General features: G+C 69.5%; 11 protein-coding genes. 9 read left to right on the forward strand and 2 right to left on the reverse strand.

Translation table 11 applies throughout. From position 1 onward, the window contains the following. Positions 1–111: 111 nt before the first annotated feature. From malQ to glgB, 9 genes are all read left to right on the forward strand, one after another. Positions 112–2,085 (forward strand): 4-alpha-glucanotransferase, encoded by a 1,974-nt coding sequence (malQ, locus tag QMK34_RS02815; RefSeq protein WP_442785089.1) that lies wholly within the window; start codon positions 112–114, stop codon positions 2,083–2,085. Between the two features lie 78 nt (positions 2,086–2,163). Then, positions 2,164–4,281: a glycogen debranching protein GlgX gene (glgX, locus tag QMK34_RS02820; protein ID WP_326411079.1), complete on the forward strand. Its 2,118-nt coding sequence runs from the start codon at positions 2,164–2,166 to the stop codon at positions 4,279–4,281. Further along, positions 4,278–6,554, forward strand: coding sequence for a malto-oligosyltrehalose synthase (treY, locus tag QMK34_RS02825; protein WP_326411082.1), 2,277 nt, complete (start codon positions 4,278–4,280; stop codon positions 6,552–6,554). The genes glgX (QMK34_RS02820) and treY overlap by 4 nt, the downstream gene beginning before the upstream one ends. A 48-nt stretch (positions 6,555–6,602) precedes the next feature. Beyond that, the gene (treZ, locus tag QMK34_RS02830) at positions 6,603–8,339 is read left to right on the forward strand and encodes a malto-oligosyltrehalose trehalohydrolase (RefSeq protein WP_326411085.1); all 1,737 of its coding nucleotides are present in this window, start codon (positions 6,603–6,605) and stop codon (positions 8,337–8,339) included. A 161-nt stretch (positions 8,340–8,500) separates the two neighbouring features. Beyond that, positions 8,501–10,636: a glycogen debranching protein GlgX gene (glgX, locus tag QMK34_RS02835; protein WP_326411087.1), complete on the forward strand. Its 2,136-nt coding sequence runs from the start codon at positions 8,501–8,503 to the stop codon at positions 10,634–10,636. A gap of 693 nt (positions 10,637–11,329) precedes the next feature. Further along, positions 11,330–13,309 (forward strand): maltotransferase domain-containing protein, encoded by a 1,980-nt coding sequence (locus QMK34_RS02840; protein ID WP_326411089.1) that lies wholly within the window; start codon positions 11,330–11,332, stop codon positions 13,307–13,309. A gap of 89 nt (positions 13,310–13,398) precedes the next feature. Then, on the forward strand, positions 13,399–15,207 hold the full coding sequence (gene treS, locus QMK34_RS02845; protein WP_326411091.1) for a maltose alpha-D-glucosyltransferase: 1,809 nt from the start codon (positions 13,399–13,401) through the stop codon (positions 15,205–15,207). A gap of 5 nt (positions 15,208–15,212) precedes the next feature. Then, positions 15,213–16,586, forward strand: a complete 1,374-nt coding sequence (locus tag QMK34_RS02850) for a maltokinase N-terminal cap-like domain-containing protein (RefSeq protein ID WP_326411408.1) — start codon at positions 15,213–15,215, stop codon at positions 16,584–16,586. A gap of 3 nt (positions 16,587–16,589) precedes the next feature. Further along, entirely contained in the window at positions 16,590–18,791 is a 2,202-nt protein-coding gene (glgB, locus tag QMK34_RS02855; protein ID WP_326411093.1) for a 1,4-alpha-glucan branching protein GlgB, read from the forward strand. Positions 18,792–18,840: 49 nt separating this feature from the next. Here glgB and QMK34_RS02860 read toward each other — a convergent pair whose 3' ends face one another. Further along, complete coding sequence (locus QMK34_RS02860) at positions 18,841–19,014, reverse strand: TetR/AcrR family transcriptional regulator (RefSeq protein ID WP_326411095.1); 174 nt, start codon at positions 19,012–19,014, stop codon at positions 18,841–18,843. A gap of 9 nt (positions 19,015–19,023) precedes the next feature. Continuing rightward, on the reverse strand, positions 19,024–19,547 hold a 524-nt coding region (gene mptB / locus QMK34_RS02865), incomplete at its 5' end, for a polyprenol phosphomannose-dependent alpha 1,6 mannosyltransferase MptB (protein WP_326411096.1).

Here is a 19,547-nt window from a genome sequence, read left to right on the forward strand (position 1 = left end):
TGAAGGCCACCATGACGGCGTTAAACGCCGTCAAGGTGGCCTTCAGGGACCGCGGCCTCGGCCGACGCGGCTGGGCGGAGTAGTGGGCTTCGCGGCATTCGGCCCGGCTGGATGGCGCGCACTGTCGCCGCCCACCATGCTGGGACCGTGGACAGCGCCCTCACCGAACTCGCCGACGCCCATGGGGTGGCCACCCGCTACGAGAACTCCGACCAGGTCCAGGTCCAGGTCGACGACGAAGTCGTGATCGCCGTCCTGGCCCAGTTCGACGTCGACGCCTCGACGGCCGAGGCCGTCCAGCGTTCACTGGCCGTAGTCCGCGAAGCCGCCCAGGTCACCGCCCTGCCGCCGACGCTCGTGGTCCGCGAGGGCGCTGGTCACGACCTCGGCGGGCCCGCGGTGGTCCAGCTCGAGGACGGCAGCCGCCGCGAGGTCACCGGGCGGCTCCCGGCCGACCTGCCGCTCGGCTGGCATCGGGTGGTCACGAAGGACCAGAACGTCGTGCTCGCGGTCGTGCCCACGAAGCTGCCGGAGATCCCGCCCGCCTGGGGCTGGATGCTCCAGCTCTACGCCCTGCACTCCGAGGGTTCCTGGGGCATGGGCGACTTCGCCGACCTCGCCACCATGGCCGCCCGCTCGGCCGCCGAGCTGGACGCCGGGGTCCTGCTGGTCAACCCGGTCCAGGCGTTCAGCCCCGCGCATCCCGTCGAGCGTTCGCCGTATTCGCCCTCGAGCCGTCGTTTCGCGAACCCGATCTACCTGAGGGTCACCGCCACGAAGGCCTTCGACCGGGCCGACGCGGACACGCAGGCCCGCGTGCGGGCCCTCGAACCGGCCGGCCACCCGGACCTGATCGACTACGACGCCGTCTGGGAGGCCAAACGCGCCGCGCTGGACCTGCTGTGGCCGCACCACGAGTCGATCAAGATGGACGACGACCTGCTCGCCTTCGCGACCTTCGGCGCGCTCGCCGAGGTCCACGGCGCGGATTGGCGCACGTGGCCCGACCAGCTGAAAGACCCCGCGAGCCGCGAGGTCGCCAGTGCCCGCGACGAGCTGGGTGACCGCGTCGAGTTCCATGCCTGGCTGCAGCAGCTCTGCCACGGCCAGCTGGACGAAGTCCGCCGCGCCGCGCGGGGGATGACGGTCGGCGTCGTGCACGACCTGCCCGTCGGCGTCCATCCTGGCGGCGCGGACACCTGGGCGCTGCGGGACGTCTTCGCCGCCAAGGTCCGCGTCGGCGCGCCGCCGGACGCCTTCAACCAGCAGGGCCAGGACTGGAACCTCCCGCCGTGGCGGCCGGACAAGCTCGCCGAGGCCGGTTACGCGCCCTTCCGCGACGTCATCCGCGGCGTTTTGCAGCACGCCGACGGGATCCGTGTCGACCACGTCGCCGGACTGTGGCGCCTCTGGTGGATTCCGCCGGGCGAGCCCGCGAACCGCGGCACCTACGTGCACTACGACGCCGAAGCGATGCTCGGCGTCCTCGCGCTGGAAGCACACCGCGCGGGCGCCGTCGTCGTCGGCGAGGACCTCGGGACGGTCGAGGACACCGTCACCGAGACGATGCACGAGCGCGGCATGCTCAGCTCGGCCGTGCTGTGGTTCCAGCGGGACTGGGACGCGCCCGGCCAGCCGTTCGTCCGGCCGGGCGACTGGGATCCGGACGCGATGGCGAGCATCTCGACCCACGACCTGCCGACCGTCTCCGGCTGGCTAGAAGGCGAGCACGTGCGGGTCCGCGCCGAGCTCGGACTGCTTGACGGTCCCGCGGAACCGGAGTACGAGGCCGCCGCCAAGGAACGTGCGGCGCTGCTCGGTCTTGTTGCGCGCGAGGGGATTCCGGCCGGTGACCCGGTGGTCGCGCTGCACACACTGCTGGCCTCGGCCGCGTCACGCCTGGTGCTGACGTCCCCCGCCGACGTCGTGGGCGAACGCAGGCAGCCGAATCTGCCCGGGACCATCGACCAGTATCCTAACTGGCGTATTCCGCTGCCCGTCACCGTCGACGGGTTCTTCGCCGACGAACGCGTCCGCGCGGCGGTCGCGCCCCTGAAGGCCGCGCGTCCGCTCAAGCACGAGTGAGATTCGCCCCAGCGACGTTTGAATCAGCGGCAGGTAAGCAATCCTGAACCGAACCGACCCACCACCCGAGGAGAGCCCGTGCGGCCCTGGCCAGGAACGCCCTACCCGCTCGGCGCGACCTATGACGGGGTCGGGACGAATTTCGCCCTGTTCTCCGAGGTCGCCGAGCACGTGGACCTGTGCCTGTTCGACGAGGACGGGACCGAAACGCGCTCGCGGCTGGAAGAAGTCGACGGCTTCGTCCACCACGGTTACCTGCTCGGCATCGGCGCAGGCCAGCGCTACGGCTTCCGGGTGCACGGCCCGTACGAGCCCGAGAAGGGCTTGCGCTGCAACCCGAACAAGCTGCTGATCGACCCGTACGCCAAGGCCGTCTCGCACGGTGTGGACTGGGACGAGTCGCTGTTCAGTTACCACTTCGACGCGCCGGAAGAGCGCAACGACGCGGATTCCGCCGGGCACGTGCCGTATTCGCTGGTGGTGAGCCCGTTCTTCGACTGGGCCAACGACCGCTCGCCGAAGACGCCGTACAACGAGACGGTGATCTACGAGGCGCACGTCAAGGGCATGACCGTGAATCACCCGTTCGTGCCCGAGCGACTGCGCGGGACGTACGCCGGTCTGGCCCATCCCGCGGTCGTCGAGCACCTGACGAAACTCGGCGTGACGGCGATCGAACTGCTGCCGGTGCACCAGTTCGTCACCGATCACGGCCTGTCGCAGAAGGACCTCAAGAACTACTGGGGCTACAACACGATCGGGTACTTCGCGCCGCACGACGCGTACTCGGCGATGCCGCATGACGGCGGCCAGGTCCAGGAGTTCAAGGGCATGGTCCGCGCGTTCCACGAGGCGAACATCGAGGTGATCCTCGACGTCGTCTACAACCACACCGCGGAGGGCAACCACCTCGGCCCGACGTTGTCCATGCGCGGCATCGACAACGAGGCGTACTACCGCGTCGTCGAGGACGACCCGCAGTACTACATGGACTACACCGGCACCGGGAACTCGCTCAACGTGCGGAATCCGCACACGCTGCAGCTCATCATGGACTCGCTGCGGTACTGGGTCACCGAGATGCACGTCGACGGGTTCCGCTTCGACCTCGCCTCCGCGCTGGCCCGCGAGTTCTACGACGTCGACAAGCTGTCGACGTTCTTCGACCTGGTGCAGCAGGACCCGATCGTCAGCCAGGTCAAGCTGATCGCCGAGCCGTGGGACGTCGGCCCCGGTGGCTACCAGGTCGGCAACTTCCCTCCACTGTGGACGGAGTGGAACGGGCAGTACCGCGACACGGTCCGCGACTTCTGGCGCGGCGAGCCCTCGACGCTCGGTGAGTTCGCGTCGCGCATCACCGGCTCGTCGGACCTGTACCAGGATGACGGCCGCCGCCCGTACGCGTCGATCAACTTCGTCACCGCGCACGACGGGTTCACCCTCAACGACCTGGTGTCGTACAACGAAAAGCACAACGAGGCCAACGGCGAGGACGGCCGCGACGGCGCCGACGACAACCGCTCGTGGAACTGCGGCGCCGAGGGCCCGACCGATGACCCCGAGGTGCTCGAACTGCGCGGCAGGCAGCGGCGCAACCTCCTGGCCACGATGCTGCTGTCCCAGGGTGTGCCGATGCTGCTGCACGGCGACGAGATGGGCCGCACCCAGCAGGGCAACAACAACGTGTACTGCCAGGACTCCGAACTGTCCTGGATGGACTGGCAGCTCGCGTCGGAGCACGCCGACCTCGTCGAGTTCACCGGCGCGGTCGCCGCGTTCCGCAAGCGGCACCCGGTGTTCCGGCGCCGCCGGTTCTTCCAGGGCAAGCCGGTCCGCAAGGGCGAGGACCTCGGCGACATCGCCTGGTTCACCCCGGCGGGTGAGGACATGACCGAGCAGAACTGGGACGACGGGCTCGGCAAGTCGGTCGTGGTCTTCCTCAACGGCGATGGCATCCCCGATCTCGACCCGCGTGGCATGCCGGTCAAGGACGACTCGTTCCTGCTGGCGTTCAACGCGCATTACGAAGACATCGACATGACGTTGCCTGGCAACGGTTACGGCAGCGAGTGGACGGTCGTGGTCGACACCGCGACCGGCGAGGTCGCCGACGCGATCGAGGGCGGCGGCAAGCTCACCCTCTCGGCGCGGTCACTCGTCGTGCTGCAGCGCACCGGCCAGGAGGAGCACGAGTGACGGTCCCCAGCTCGACCTACCGGCTCCAACTGCGCCCGGAATTCACCTTCGCCGACGCCGCCGAACTCGTCGACTACCTGCGCGCGCTCGGCGCCGGAGCGCTCTACGCGTCACCGGTGCTGGACGCGACCCCGGGGTCGACGCACGGTTACGACGTCGTGGATCCGACGCTCGCCAGGCCGGAACTCGGCGGCGAAGACGCTCGCAAGGTGCTTTCCGCGCGGCTGGCCGACGCCGGGCTGGGGTTCGTGGTCGACATCGTGCCGAACCACATGTCCGTCGAGGTACCGAAAGCGAACCACTGGTGGTGGGACGTCCTGCGGCACGGCGCCGAGTCGGCGTACGCGGGTTACTACGACATCGACTGGGGTCGCGGCCGGATCCTGCTGCCGGTGCTGGGCGAGGACGCCGACGTCGCGGAGCTGACGGTCGAGGGCGACGAGCTCGTCTACTACGACCACCGTTTTCCGCTCGCCCCAGGCACTTCCGGCGGTTCTCCGCAGGAGGTGCACGCGCGGCAGCACTACGAGCTGATCGGCTGGCGGCGCGGTAACACCGAGCTGACCTACCGGCGGTTCTTCGACATCGTCAACCTCGCGGCCGTATCGGTCGAGAAGCGTGACGTTTTCGAGGCGACGCACGGGGAAGTACTGCGCTGGGTCGCCGAAGGTGACGTCACCGGCCTGCGCGTCGACCACCCGGACGGCCTCGCCGACCCCGGCGGGTACCTGCGCCTGCTGCGGGCGGGCGCACCGGACGCGTGGCTCGTGGTGGAGAAGATCCTGCACCCTGGCGAGGACCTGCCGCAGACCTGGCCCGTCGACGGGACCACCGGGTACGACACGCTCCGCGAGGTCGCGGGCGTGTTGATCGACCCGGCGGGTGAGGCCGGATTCACTGAGCTGGCGGCAAAACTCGGCGTCCGCACGGACTACCACGCCGTCGAGGAGGAAGCACGGAGGCTCGTCACCGACGGCATCCTGGTCGCCGAGGTACGGCGGATCGCGGCGCTGCTGTCCGATGTGGACACCGAGTCCGCGCGGGCGGCCGTCGCCGAGGTGATGATCGCTTTCCCCGTGTACCGCTCGTATCTGCCAGAGGGCGGCGCGAACTGGGCCGCCGCGCTCGGCCGGGCCAGTGCGTCCCGGCCTGATCTGGGCGCCGCACTGGACGCGCTCGACAGCCAGGTCCGCGGCGAGCCCGAAGGCGAGCTGGCGACGCGGATCCAGCAGACCTCGGGCATGGTCGTCGCGAAGGGCACCGAGGACACGACCTTCTACCGGTTCACCCGGTTCGCGGCGGTCAACGAGGTCGGCGGGAACCCGGACCGGTTCGGCCTTGGCGTCGGCGAGTTCCACGCGCTGGCCACCGCCCGCGAGGCGGGCAGTCCGGCCACGATGACGACGTTGACCACGCACGACACCAAGCGGTCCGAGGACGTCCGCGCCCGGATGGCCGTGTTGTCGGAGCTGCCGGGCGAGTTCGGCGAGGCCGTCGGGCGGTGGACTTCGGCTCGCGGGATCGACGAGCCTTCGCTGAACCTGCTGGCCTGGCAGACGTTGGTCGGCGCGTGGCCGATCACGCCGGAGCGGTTGCGTGACTACCTCGACAAGGCGGCCAAGGAGTCCAAGCTCCGCACCACCTGGACCGACCACGACGAGGAGTTCGAGAAGGCCGTCGCGGCGTGGCCGTCGCAGGTGCTCGGCGACGGCGAACTGGCGGCCGATGTCGCCGCGTTCGTCGAGCGTGTTCGGGGGCCCGGCTGGTCCAACGCGCTCTCGCAGAAACTGTTGCAGCTGACCGCGCCCGGCGTCCCGGATGTGTACCAGGGCACCGAGCTGTGGGACCTGTCGCTGGTCGACCCGGACAATCGGCGCGAGGTTGACTACGGCGTCCGGCGCGCGATTCTCGACCGGGTGGTCGCGGGGGAGCTCCCGGCTGTCGATGAGTCTGGCGCGGCGAAATTGTTGTTGGTGCACAAGGCTTTGTCGCTCCGGCGTGAGCGTCCCGAGCTTTTCCGCGGCTACCGTCCACTGCACGCGGAGGGCCTCGCGGCCGACCACGCGCTGGTGTACACGCGCGCCGCAGATCTCGTGGTCGTGGCCACCCGGCTCCCGGTGGGCCTGGCCGCCGCGGGCGGCTGGCGCGACACCGTCCTCCCGCTGCCCGAGGGCACCTGGACCGACGTGCTCACCGGCCGCCCGACCGGCGACCGGCCCGCGCTGGCCGAGCTGCTCGACCGTTACCCCGTCGCGCTGCTGGTGCGGGAGTAACGCCGTCTCGGTCCTTCCCGGCAACGCACTAATTCCCGAAGGAGCGTTATGAGCTTCACCGTCTGGGCGCCCGCGGCCGATCGGGTCCGCGTGCGCGTCGACGGCGTCGACCACGAGATGACCGCCGGTGACGGTGGCTGGTGGAGCGCCGACGTGACCGGCACCGATTACGCGTTCCTGCTCGGCGACAGTGACAGTGACAATGACAGTGACGAGCCGTTGCCCGACCCGCGCTCGCGGCGTCAGCCGGACGGGGTGCACCAGCCGTCGCGGGTGTACGACCACAGCGCGTTCGAGTGGACGGACCAGTCGTGGACCGGGCGGCAGCTGCCAGGGGGAGTGCTCTACGAACTCCACCTCGGCACGTTCACCCCGGACGGCACCCTCGACGCGGCGATCGCCCGGCTGGGCCACCTGGTCGACCTCGGCATCACGCACGTCGAGCTGCTGCCGGTCAACTCGTTCGACGGCCTCGCGGGATGGGGCTACGACGGCGTCCTCTGGGGCGCGGTGCACGAGCCGTACGGCGGGCCGGACGGGCTCAAGCGGTTCGTCGACGCGTGTCACGCGCGCGGCTTGGCCGTCGTGCTCGACGTCGTCTACAACCACCTCGGGCCCTCGGGGGCGTACCTCGACCGGTTCGGGCCGTACTTCGCCGGTCGCAACGACTGGGGGCCGGGCCTGAACCTCGACGGCCCCGGCTCCGACGAGGTCCGCCGGTACGTCGTCGACAACGCGCTGAGCTGGCTGCGGGACTTCCACTTCGACGGCCTGCGGCTCGACGCCGTCCACGCGCTGGCCGACCACCGCGCCACGCACCTCCTGGAGCAGTTGGCGATCGAGGTCGAGGACCTGTCGACGGCCCTGCGGCGTCCGCTGACGCTGATCGCGGAGTCGGACCTCAACGACCCGAAACTGGTCACCACCCGTGATGGCAACGGCTACGGTTTGCACGCACAGTGGTCGGACGACCTCCACCACGCCCTCCACGTCACCCTGACGGGTGAGACGAGCGGCTACTACACCGACTTCGCCGCTCCGGGCGCGCTGGCCAGGACACTGCGGGAGGCGTTCTTCCACGCGGGCACCTGGTCGTCCTTCCGCGAACGTACCCACGGCCGCCCGGTGGACACGCGCGTCACTCCGGGGAACCGCTTCCTGGCCTACCTGCAGAACCACGATCAGGTCGGCAACCGCGCGACCGGTGACCGGCTGTCCGCGACGGTCTCGCCGGGCAGGCTGGCCTGCGGTGCGGCGATCGTGTTCTGCTCGCCGTACACCCCGATGATCTTCATGGGTGAAGAGTGGGCCGCGAGCACACCGTGGCAGTTCTTCGCGTCCTTCCCGGACCCGGAGCTCGCCGAGGCCGTCCGCACCGGCCGTCGCCGCGAGTTCGGGCGGCACGGCTGGGGCGAGTCCGAGGTCCCCGACCCGATGGACCCCGCGACCGTCGAGCGCTCCCGTCTGGACTGGACAGAGCCCGGGAAACCCGGCCACCGCGAGATGCTGGAGCTCTACCGCGCCCTGATCGCCCTGCGCCGGTCACATCCCGAGCTGGCCGACCCGCGCCTCGCCGGGTTCGAGGTCCGCACCGCCCCCGACGACTCCTGGCTCGTCCTGCACCGCGGCACCCTCCGCCTGGCCTGCAACTTCGGCCGCGAGCCCACCCCTGTCCCGCTCGGCGCCCCGGCCACCTCCACCCTCCTGACCTGGGGCGACCCGGCCATCGACGGCCCCGTCGCCCACCTCCCCCCGGACTCCTTCGCCCTCGTCACCACCACCTGACCCCGTGACCAGCCAGCCGCCACGCGTGATTGGCCGACCGCCACGCGTGATTGGACTGCCGCCATGCGTAATTGGACTGCCGTCGCGCTGATGTCCCGCTGGACACGCGTGACGGCTGGTTGGCCACCCGTTCGGGGCCGGTTACTGGGAAGATCTGCGTCATGGCCATTCGACCCGCGACAGACACCGACGTCCTTCCCGGCCGCCCGTTCCCGCTCGGAGCGCATTCCGAAGCGGGCGGGACCCGCTTCGCGGTGACCTCGGCCGTGGCCGAGGCCGTCCAGCTTTGCCTCATCAGCGAGGACGGTTCCGAGCGGCGGATCGAGCTGACCGAGCGGACCTTCGGCGTCTGGCACGGGCTGGTCAAGGGCGTCACGCCCGGCCAGCGGTACGGCTATCGCATCCACGGCCCGTACGACCCTTCGCGCGGGCTGCGCTGCAACCCGGCGAAGCTGCTTGTCGACCCGTACGCGCGTCAGATCACCGGACGGCTGACCAGCCTGCACGCCGCGCAGGGCTTCGTCGGCGACCCGAACCGCAGTACCGCGTCCACTGTGGACTCGCTGGGCAGCGTGCCGCTCTCGGTGGTCAGCTCGCCGGGCGGGCCGGACACCGGGGTCAAGCCGGAGGTGCCGTTCGAGGAGTCGGTGATCTACGAGCTGCACGTCAAGGGCTTCACCGAGCAGCACCCGTTCATCCCGGAGCAGCTGCGTGGCACCTACCTCGGCCTCGCCCACCCGGTGACGATCGAGCATCTGACGCGCCTCGGGGTGACCTCCGTCGAGCTCCTTCCGGTGCACTCGTTCGTGGACGAGCCGTCACTGATCCGTGCCGGAAGGCACAACTACTGGGGGTACTCGCCGCTCGGCTTCTTCGCGCCGCACGCGGGCTACGCCAGCGTGCCCGGCCGCGAGGTCGAGGAGTTCCGGACCATGGTGGCGGCGCTGCACGCGGCCAACATCGAAGTCATCCTCGACGTCGTGTTCAACCACACCTGCGAGGGCGGCCCGGACGGCCCGACGCTGAGCTTCCGCGGCCTCGACGCGCCCGCGTACTACCTGCACACCAAGCGCGGGCACATGGCCGACATCACCGGGTGCGGTAACACGATCGAGGCAGCGTCACCGACCGTCGTCAGGATGGTGACCGACTCGCTGCGCTACTGGACGACCGAACTCGGCGTCGACGGCTTCCGCTTCGACCTCGCCAGCACACTCGGCCGTCCCCACGGCGGGATGTTCGACCGCGACTCGACGATGCTCACCGCGATCACCACCGACCCCGTGCTGTCGCGCTGCAAGCTGATCGCCGAACCCTGGGACGCGACGGGCGAGGGCTACCGCGTCGGCGACTTCGGCGCGCAGTGGGCGGAGTGGAACGGCCGCTACCGCGACTCCGTACGCGATTTCTGGCGCGGTGTCACCGGCGTGCGGGACCTCGCGTACCGGCTGTCGGGCTCGTCGGACCTCTACGACCACAACCTGCGGCGGCCGTGGCAGTCCATCAACTTCGTCACCGCGCACGACGGCTTCACCCTGCGGGACCTGGTGTCCTACGACGGGAAGCACAACGAGGCCAACGGCGAGGACAACCGCGACGGCACCAACGACAACCGCTCGTGGAACCACGGCGTCGAGGGTGACACCACCGACGAGGCCATCCTCGCGCTGCGCACCCGCCAGGCGCGCAACATGCTTGCGACGCTGTTGCTGTCCACCGGCACACCGATGCTGACCGCGGGCGACGAGATGTGGCGCACCCAGTCCGGCAACAACAACGCCTACTGCCTCGACGACGAGACCTCCTGGATCGACTGGACGCCGTCGCCCTCGTCGCAGGACTTCCTCGACTTCGCCCGCAGCGTCGTCCGCGTCCGCGCGAACGGTCCGGCGCTGCGGCAGCCGGAGTTCTTCGAAGGCCGGACGACCCCCAGCGGCGCCCCCGACCTGATCTGGTTCCGCCCGGACGGCGAGGAGTTCGGCGAGGAGGACTGGTTCGACGAGGACCGCCGCACGCTCACGATGTGGATCGACGGCTCGAACAGCCAGGCCCGCAACCGCGTCGGCGAGCTCGTCACGGACCACTCGTGGCTGCTCATCCTGCACGCCGGCGCCGAGCCCGCCGAGGTCGTCCTGCCCGGTCCCGAGTACGGCGAGACGTACAAGCCGACCCTCGACACCAGCACCGCCGACGGCACCCCCGCCCACCCCGGCGTCCTCGAAGCCAAGAGCCGCGTCACCCTCCCCGAGCGCTCCCTCCTGCTCCTGCGCGCACCCCGACCCGACCCGGACAACTGACTCAGAAGGCGTCCGGAAACTGATGTCATGTCGTCCAGTTTGGTGCCTAGGGCCGCGTTGACTGACGGGGACTGTCACGCGGTCTTCTGGTGAAGGGGACTTTTGCAAGGTTGAGTCGAGGGAAGTCCCCTTGAGTCGCGACCCCAGGTTTGCCGTGTGCCCTGATGGGAGCCTTCACGGCGTTTAACGCTGTCATGGTGGCCTTCAGGGGCACACATGAAACGGTCATGGCGGTATGAAACGGGCGAATGGGTAGGCTTTTTTGTCCTTTGTGGAGGGTAAGCGGCTTCGAAGGCCAGGCGCCCGAGGCTTCGAGCGGCGCCTGCTGCGACAGTTCTCAGACGCGTTCTAACACGGGCCGAGTCCCCCGGCCGCAGAACTCGCACCCGCCAACGTGGGACTCGGCCGCCTGAGCGTGGGACTCGCCGACGCGGTCCGCAGCCTCCGCGAGTCCCACGTTCGCGGGCCTGAGGTCCACGTTCGCGGGCCTGAGTTCGACAGTCGCGGGTAAGGCGGGTGCCGCGCTTGGGGCGGGAATGTTGCGGGCGGGTGAACAAAACTGGGCCGCCCGGCTGTGTTTCACCCACACGTGCAAGGGGTACGTTCCCTGAAGGTCCCCGACGTCAACGGCCTTGATCGAATCAGGCAGACTGACGCTGCTCGCGTCCGCACAGCACATAAGGGGCGTTGCCCATGACCGGCCGGCTCGGCATCGACGACGTGACCCCGACGGTGAGCTGTGGCCGATATCCGGCCAAAGCCGTTGTGGGGGAACACTTTCCTGTGACAGCCACGGTCTGGCGTGAGGGGCACGACGCGATTTCCGCGACGGTCGCCTGGCGCGGACCGGAAGATCGTCTCGCCCGCCAGACCCGGATGACCGAACAGGGTTCGGGGCTCGACAGTTTCGCCGCGGTCATCGTCCCGGACACCGCCGGGCTCTGGACCTACCGCGTCGACGCCTGGAGTGACCCCTGGGCCACCTGGGAGCACACGGTCGAGGTGAAGATCGCCGCCGGGCAGGGCACCGACGACCTCGCGAACGACCTGGAATCGGGCGCTCGCCTGCTGGACCGCGTCTCCCGCCGCCCGGATCGACGGCTCGACCGCACGCTGCTCGCCGGTGCGGCGGCCGCGTTGCGGGACACCGAGGCCGCGCTGGGCGAGCGCGCCGGGCCCGCGTTGTCCGCGGAGATCCGGCGGATCATGCGGGAGTTCCCGGTGCGGGAACTGGTCACCAAGGGCAAGCCGCTGAAGGTCTGGGTCGACCGCGAACGCGCCGCCTTCGGCTCCTGGTACGAACTTTTCCCCCGCTCCACCGGGGGTGTCGACGCCGAAGGCAAGCCGGTGCACGGCACCTTCGCCACCGCCGCCAGTTCACTCGACAGGGTGGCGGGCATGGGCTTCGACGTCGTCTACCTGCCGCCGATCCACCCGATCGGGCGAGTGAACCGCAAGGGCCCCAACAACACCCTGAACGCCGGGCCGGAGGACTTCGGATCGCCGTGGGCGATCGGCGCCGACGAGGGCGGCCACGACGCGATCCACCCGGACCTCGGGACGCTGCAGGACTTCGACGCCTTCGTCACCCGCGCGGGTGAGCTCGGCATGGAGGTCGCGCTCGACCTCGCGCTGCAGGCCGCGCCCGACCACCCGTGGGTGACCAAGTACCCCGAGTTCTTCACCACCCGGCCGGACGGTTCGATCGCGTACGCCGAGAACCCGCCGAAGAAGTACCAGGACATCTACCCGATCAACTTCGACAACGACCCGCGCGGCATCTACGAAGAGGTGCTGCGGGTCGTGCTCCACTGGGTCGGGCACGGGGTGCGGATCTTCCGGGTCGACAACCCGCACACCAAACCACCGGACTTCTGGGCGAAGCTGATCCAGTCCGTGAAGGACGCCCACCCGAATGTCCTGTTCCTCGCCGAGGCGTTCACCCGTCCGGCGCGGCTGTGGGGGCTGGCGAAGCTCGGCTTCACCCAGAGCTACACCTACTTCACCTGGCGGATCGCCAAGGAGGAGCTGACCGAGTTCGGCGTCGACCTGGTCGAGCACTGGGACGTCGGGCGGCCCAACCTGTTCGTCAACACCCCGGACATCCTCCACCAGTCGCTGCAGCGCGGCGGCCCGGGAATGTTCGCCCTGCGTGCCGCCCTCGCGGCCACCCTGTCGCCGACCTGGGGCGTGTACTCCGGTTACGAGCTGTACGAGTACCAGCCGGTGCGCGAGGGCAGCGAGGAGTACCTGGACTCGGAGAAATACCAGCTGCGTCCCCGCGACTTCGCGGCCGCGGTCGCCGAGGGCCGGTCGCTCGAGCCGTGGCTGACCAAGCTCAACGCCGCGCGCCGCGCGCATCCTGCGTTGCAGCAGATGCGGACGCTCCGCTTCCACCACGTCGACAACGACGCGCTGCTCGCTTACTCCAAACAGGACCCGGCCACCGGCGACACCGTGGTCACCGTCGTGACGCTCGACCCCCACACCGCGCAGGAGGGCACCGTCTGGCTCGACCTGCCGTCGCTCGGTTTCGAGTGGCACGAGCGGCTGATCGCGCACGACGAGGTCACCGGTGACACCTGGGAGTGGGGCCAGGCGAACTACGTGCGCCTCGAACCCTGGCGTTCGGTCGCGCACATCGTCGGGTTGCGGCGAAGGCTGACCAGCTAGCGGCACCCGAGCACTTTTCTGTGACCCTGCGTGCGACCCGCGCGTGAGGGACGATCGAGGCACCCCGAAAGTGGGACGAGGTGGAGCTCATGGACGAAGAAGCCCGGCCCGACGCGGCACTGGGTATGGATGGTGTGCCGCACACCGGTGAAGCGATCACCGCGGACGGCATGCTGGTCGAACCCCAGGCAGGTGACTTCGACTCGGCCGAACAGGCCCCCAGCGACCCGGCGTGGTTCAAGGGCGCCGTGTTCTACGAGGTCCTGGTGCGCGCGTTCACCGATTCGAACGGCGACGGCACCGGCGATCTGCGCGGCCTGGCCAGCAGACTCGACTACCTGGAATGGCTCGGCGTCGACTGCCTGTGGCTGCCGCCGTTCTACGCGTCACCGCTGCGCGACGGCGGCTACGACATCAGCGACTTCCGCTCGGTCCTGCCGGAGTTCGGCACCGTCGACGACTTCGTGTACCTGCTCAACGAGGCGCACCGCCGCGGCATCCGCGTGATCACGGACCTCGTGCTGAACCACACTTCCGAGGCACACCCGTGGTTCCAGCAGTCCCGCTCGGACCCCGACGGCCCGTACGGCGACTACTACGTGTGGAGCGACGACGACTCCCGCTACGCCGACGCGCGGATCATCTTCGTCGACACCGAGACCTCGAACTGGACCTACGACCCGGTCCGCGGGCAGTTCTACTGGCACCGGTTCTTCTCCCACCAGCCCGACCTGAACTTCGAGAACCCCGACGTCCAGGACGCGATGCTGGACACCCTGCGGTTCTGGCTGGACCTGGGCATCGACGGCTTCCGCCTGGACGCCGTGCCTTACCTGTTCGAGCAGGAGGGCACCAACTGCGAGAACCTGCCGCGCACGCACGAGTTCCTCAAGCGCTGCCGCAAAGTCGTCGACGACGAGTATCCCGGGCGTATCCTGCTGGCCGAGGCGAACCAGTGGCCCTCGGACGTCGTCGAGTACTTCGGCGACCCGGCCGTCGGCGGCGACGAGTGCCACATGGCGTTCCACTTCCCGCTGATGCCGCGCATCTTCATGGCGGTGCGGCGCGAGTCGCGGTTCCCGATCTCGGAGATCCTCACCCAGACCCCGGAGATTCCCAGCGGCACCCAGTGGGGCATCTTCCTGCGCAACCACGACGAGCTGACCCTCGAGATGGTCACCGACGACGAGCGCGACTACATGTACGCGGAGTACGCCAAGGACCCGCGGATGAAGGCCAACATCGGCATCCGCCGCCGGCTCGCGCCACTGCTGGAAAACGACCGCAACCAGCAGGAGCTCTTCACCGCGATGCTCCTTTCGCTACCCGGCTCGCCCGTTCTGTACTACGGTGACGAGATCGGCATGGGCGACAACATCTGGCTCGGCGACCGCGACGCGGTCCGCACCCCCATGCAGTGGACGCCCGACCGCAACGCGGGTTTCTCGTCCTGCGATCCCGGCCGCATCTACCTGCCCGTGATCATGGACCCGGTCTACGGCTACCAAGCGCTCAACGTGGAGGCACAGTCCAACAACGCGTCCTCGCTGCTGAACTGGACCCGGCGGATGATCGAGGTGCGCAAGCAGCACCACGCTTTCGCCGAGGGCGAGTTCGTCGATCTCGGCGGTTCGAACCCGAGCGTGCTCGCCTACAAACGGCAGTGGCTGCGCCCGGACGGCCGCGAGGACGTGGTGCTCTGCGTGAACAATCTGTCCCGGTTCCCCCAGCCGGTGGAACTGGACCTGGCGGCGCACCGCGACAGCACCCCGGTGGAACTCACCGGCGGCGTGCGGTTCCCCGGAATCGGTGAGCTGCCCTACCTGTTGACACTTCCCGGCCACGGCTTCTACTGGTTCCAGCTGGTCGCGCCGGGAGACGAAGGCGAAACGAGGTGAGTGCTTTGACCGACCCGCACCGGCTGGTCGACGAACTGGTCACCGAGCTCGCGGACTGGCTGCCCTCGCAGCGGTGGTTCGCGGGCAAGGACCGGCCGATCTCCGCCGTGCGGCCGCTCGGCCTGACGGTGCTGCTCGACGGCGACCCGTTGCTGCTGCACGTGATCGTCGAAGTGGAACAGGGCGACCGCACCGAGCCGTACCAGTTGCTCATCGGCCGCCGCTCGCACCCGCCGGACGTCGCGGCGTCCGTGTGGATCGGCTCCGACAACTGCTACGAGGCGTCCAACGACGCGGACCTCACGGCTGTCCTGCTCGACAGGCTGGTCTCGGGTGAGGGCGTCGGCACGCTGCGCTTCGAGCGGGAGCCGGATGCCGAGCTCACCGGCGACCTGCGGGCCCGGCCGATCACCTCGGAGCAGAGCAACACCTCGCTGGTCTACGGCAGCCAGTACATCCTCAAGCTGTTCCGCAAGCTCAGCCCCGGCGCGAACAAGGACCTGCTGTTGCACCGCGCGTTGCAGGGCGCGGGCTGCGAGCACATCGCCCGCACGCTGGGCTCGATCACCGGCGAGCTGGCCGGGGAGCCGACGACCATCGCGATGATGCAGCAGTTCCTGCCCGACGCCGTCGACGGCTGGGCGATGGCCACCACCAGCGTCCGTGACCTGATGGCCGATCCCGAGCTGCGGCCGGAAGACCTCGGCGGCGACTTCGCCGGCGAGGCGGACAGGCTGGGCCAGGCGGTCGCGTCCGTGCACGGGGACCTCGCCCGCGCGCTGGGCACCGAGCCGGTCGACGAGCACGAGCTGGAGCGCACGGTCAAGGCCATGGTCGAGCGGCTCGACACGGTCGCCGCGCAGGTGCCGGAGCTGGCCGAGCACGTCCCGGCGTTGCGCGCGGTGTTCGAGAAGATCCGTGACACCGCGTCGGCGAACCCGATCTCCATGCAGTACGTCCACGGCGACCTCCACCTCGGGCAGGTGCTGCGGACGGTCAACGGCTGGCTGCTGCTCGATTTCGAGGGCGAGCCCGCGGTGCCGGTCGAGGAGCGGCACGCGCTGCGCTCGCCGCTGCGTGACGTCGCCGGCATGTTGCGTTCGTTCGACTACGCGGCGCAGCAGCTGCTCGTCGGCCAGGCGGCGGACCCGCTGCTGACCGAGCGCGCGATGGAGTGGGCGGATCGCAACCGGGTCGCCTTCTGCGAGGGGTACGCGAAGGCGTCGGGTATCGGCGATCCGCGTGACCACCCCGAGCTGCTGCGCGCCTTCGAACTGGACAAGGCCGTCTACGAGGTCGCGTACGAGCACGCGAACCGGCCGGACTGGCTCACCGTCCCCCTTTCCTCGATCGCCAGGATCACCCATGGAGGTGAGTGAATCGTGAACGCCGCACCCGCGGACCTGCCCGGTGCGGCTCCGCCCGCGCACGACATCGACCGGCTGCTGGCCGGTTCCCACCACGACCCGCATTCGGTGCTTGGTGTGCACAAGGTCGGGAAATCGGTGGTGGCCAGGGCTTTCCGGCCCGGCGCCAAGGCCGTGGCCGTCATCGTGGGCGACCAGAAGTACCCGCTGGACCCGGTGACCGACGGCCTGTTCGCCGCCACACTGCCGGAGCACCCCGGCGACTATCGGCTGGAGATCGGCTACGACGGCCACACCGAGACGGTCGACGACCCGTACCGCTGGCTGCCCACGGTCGGTGAGCTGGACCTCCACCTGATCGGGGAGGGCAGGCACGAACGGCTGTGGGACGTCCTCGGCGCGCACGTGCGGAGTTACGGCACTCCACACGGGACGGTCGAGGGCGTGTCCTTCGCGGTGTGGGCACCGACGGCCCGCGGCGTGCGGATGATCGGGGACTTCAACGGCTGGGAGGGCCGCGCGCACCCGATGCGCTCGCTGGGTTCCTCCGGGGTGTGGGAGATCTTCGTGCCCGGCGTCGGCGTCGGCGCTTGCTACAAGTTCCGGATCCTCGGCCAGGACGGCAACTGGCACGAGAAGGCCGACCCGATGGCGTTCGCGACGGAGGTCCCGCCCAAGACGGCTTCGGTGGTCACCTCAGCCGAGCACACCTGGGCGGACGAGGCCTGGGTCGCCCAGCGTGAGGCCACGAACTGGGCGGACGCGCCGATGAGCGTCTACGAGGTCCACCTGGCCTCGTGGCGGCCCGGCCTGAGCTACCGCGAACTCGCCGACCAGCTCGCCGACTACGTCGTCGACACCGGGTTCACCCACGTGGAACTGCTGCCGGTCGCCGAGCACCCGTTCGGCGGATCCTGGGGCTACCAGGTGACTTCGTACTACGCGCCGACGTCCCGCTTCGGTTCTCCGGACGACTTCCGCTACTTCGTCGACAAGCTGCACCAGCGCGGCATCGGCGTCTTGGTGGACTGGGTGCCCGCGCATTTCCCGAAGGACATTTGGGCGTTGGCGCGTTTCGACGGTACGCCGTTGTACGAGCACGCGGACCCGCGGCGCGGCGAGCAGCCGGACTGGGGCACGCTCGTGTTCGACTTCGGCCGCAACGAGGTGCGCAACTTCCTCGTCGCGAACGCGCTGTTCTGGATGGAGGAGTTCCATCTCGACGGCCTGCGCGTGGACGCCGTCGCGTCGATGTTGTACCTCGACTACTCCCGCAAGGAAGGGGAGTGGCTGCCGAACGAGTACGGCGGCCGCGAGAACCTCGACGCGGTGCGGTTCCTGCAGGAACTGAACGCGACTGTCTACAAGCGACACCCTGGCGTGGTCATGGTCGCCGAGGAGTCGACGGCGTGGCCCGGCGTCACGCGGCCGACGCATCTCGGCGGGCTCGGGTTCGGCTTCAAGTGGAACATGGGCTGGATGCACGACACGCTGCGCTACCTCGGGCACGAGCCGGTGCACCGGGCGTTCCACCACAACGAGATGACGTTCTCGCTGGTGTACGCGTGGAGTGAGAACTTCATGCTGCCGCTTTCGCACGACGAAGTGGTGCACGGCAAGGGCTCGCTGTGGGAGCGGATGCCGGGCGACGCCTGGAACAAGGCGGCCGGGCTGCGCACGCTGCTGGCGTTCATGTGGGCCCACCCCGGCAAGCAGCTGCTGTTCATGGGCGGCGAGTTCGGGCAGCCGCAGGAGTGGTCGGAGGAGCGGTCGCTGGACTGGCACCTGCTGGAGGAGCCGCTGCACCGCGGCGTCCAGGACCTGTTGCGGGAGTTGAACAACGTCTACCGGAAGACGGCCGCACTGTTCAGTGACGACGTCCGGCCCGAGGGCTTCCGGTGGATCGACGCCAACGACTCCGCTGGCAACGTCCTGAGTTTCCTGCGGCTCGGCAAGGACGGCTCGCGGCTGGCCTGTATCGCCAACTTCTCCGGCGTCCCGCACCACGACTACCGTGTCGGTCTCCCATCGACCGGCCGGTGGCGCGAGGTGCTCAACACGGACGCGGAGGCGTACGGCGGCTCCGGCGTCGGCAACCTCGGCGCGGTCGAGGCGACCGACGAGCCCTGGCACGGCCTGCCCGCTTCGGCTGTCCTGCAACTCCCGCCCGCAGGCGTCGTCTGGCTCCTCGAAGACGCTCCTGCCCCAGCGGTTTAGCGGTCCCTGAAGGCCACCATGACGGCGTTTAACGCCGTCATGGTGGCCTTCAGGGGCAGTCAACGGGCGAGCACGGCGTGGGGAGCGCGAGCAGGACCGGCTCGACCGTGGTCGCTTCGAAGCCCTGCTCGGCGAACAGTTCGAAGGCCGCCTTCTCCAACGCCTGCCGGGTGCGCAGTTTCTTGCGTTCCCGCAGGCTCGGCTGGGCTTCGGAGGAGGACACGCGCTGGGCCTACTCCTGAACCGCGTGCCTTTTCTTCAGCAGCAGCAAGGTTCCGCCGAGTACGGCGATGGCGATCAGGTAACCCAGCACGAAGGCGACGACACCGCCGGCGGCCGGTGGGATGAGAACGGCGAACACCGCGCTGACGCCCGCGAGGATCCAGCGTGTCCGGTCGGTGGTGAGGCTCACGGCGAGCAGTGCGACCGTCCACAGTAGATACCAGGGCTGCACGACCGGGCCGAGCACGAGCATCGCCGCGAAGGCCAGCCCGGCCGCGAGCAGCGGGTGCAGTTTCTCGCGGTAGGTAAGCCACAGCAGCCGTAGTCCGACGAGCAGGCCGAGCACCGCGCCGATGGCCGAGAACACCGTGATCGCGCTGTCGGTCAGGTCCAGCCCGGCGAGCTTGCCGAGGCCGCCGACCAGGAAGCCGAGTTCGGTGGTCGGCGCCAGCCAGCTGTGCACCTGCCCCGAAACCCCCGCCAGCGCGCGGACCCAGCCGAACCCGAGCCCGCTGCCGAGCGAGATCGCCACGG

The organism is Amycolatopsis sp. H20-H5 (genome assembly GCF_035828755.1).
Taxonomy (GTDB): Bacteria; Actinomycetota; Actinomycetes; order Mycobacteriales; family Pseudonocardiaceae; genus Amycolatopsis.

What these genes read in the sequence shown, in the direction of transcription:
- malQ (WP_442785089.1), top strand. Translation starts at nt 112, where the DNA reads ATGGCGCGCACTGTCGCCGCCCACCATGCTGGGACCGTGGACAGCGCC.
- treZ (WP_326411085.1), top strand. Translation starts at nt 6,603, where the DNA reads ATGAGCTTCACCGTCTGGGCGCCCGCGGCCGATCGGGTCCGCGTGCGC.
- glgX (WP_326411087.1), top strand. Translation starts at nt 8,501, where the DNA reads ATGGCCATTCGACCCGCGACAGACACCGACGTCCTTCCCGGCCGCCCG.
- QMK34_RS02840 (WP_326411089.1), top strand. Translation starts at nt 11,330, where the DNA reads ATGACCGGCCGGCTCGGCATCGACGACGTGACCCCGACGGTGAGCTGT.
- treS (WP_326411091.1), top strand. Translation starts at nt 13,399, where the DNA reads ATGGACGAAGAAGCCCGGCCCGACGCGGCACTGGGTATGGATGGTGTG.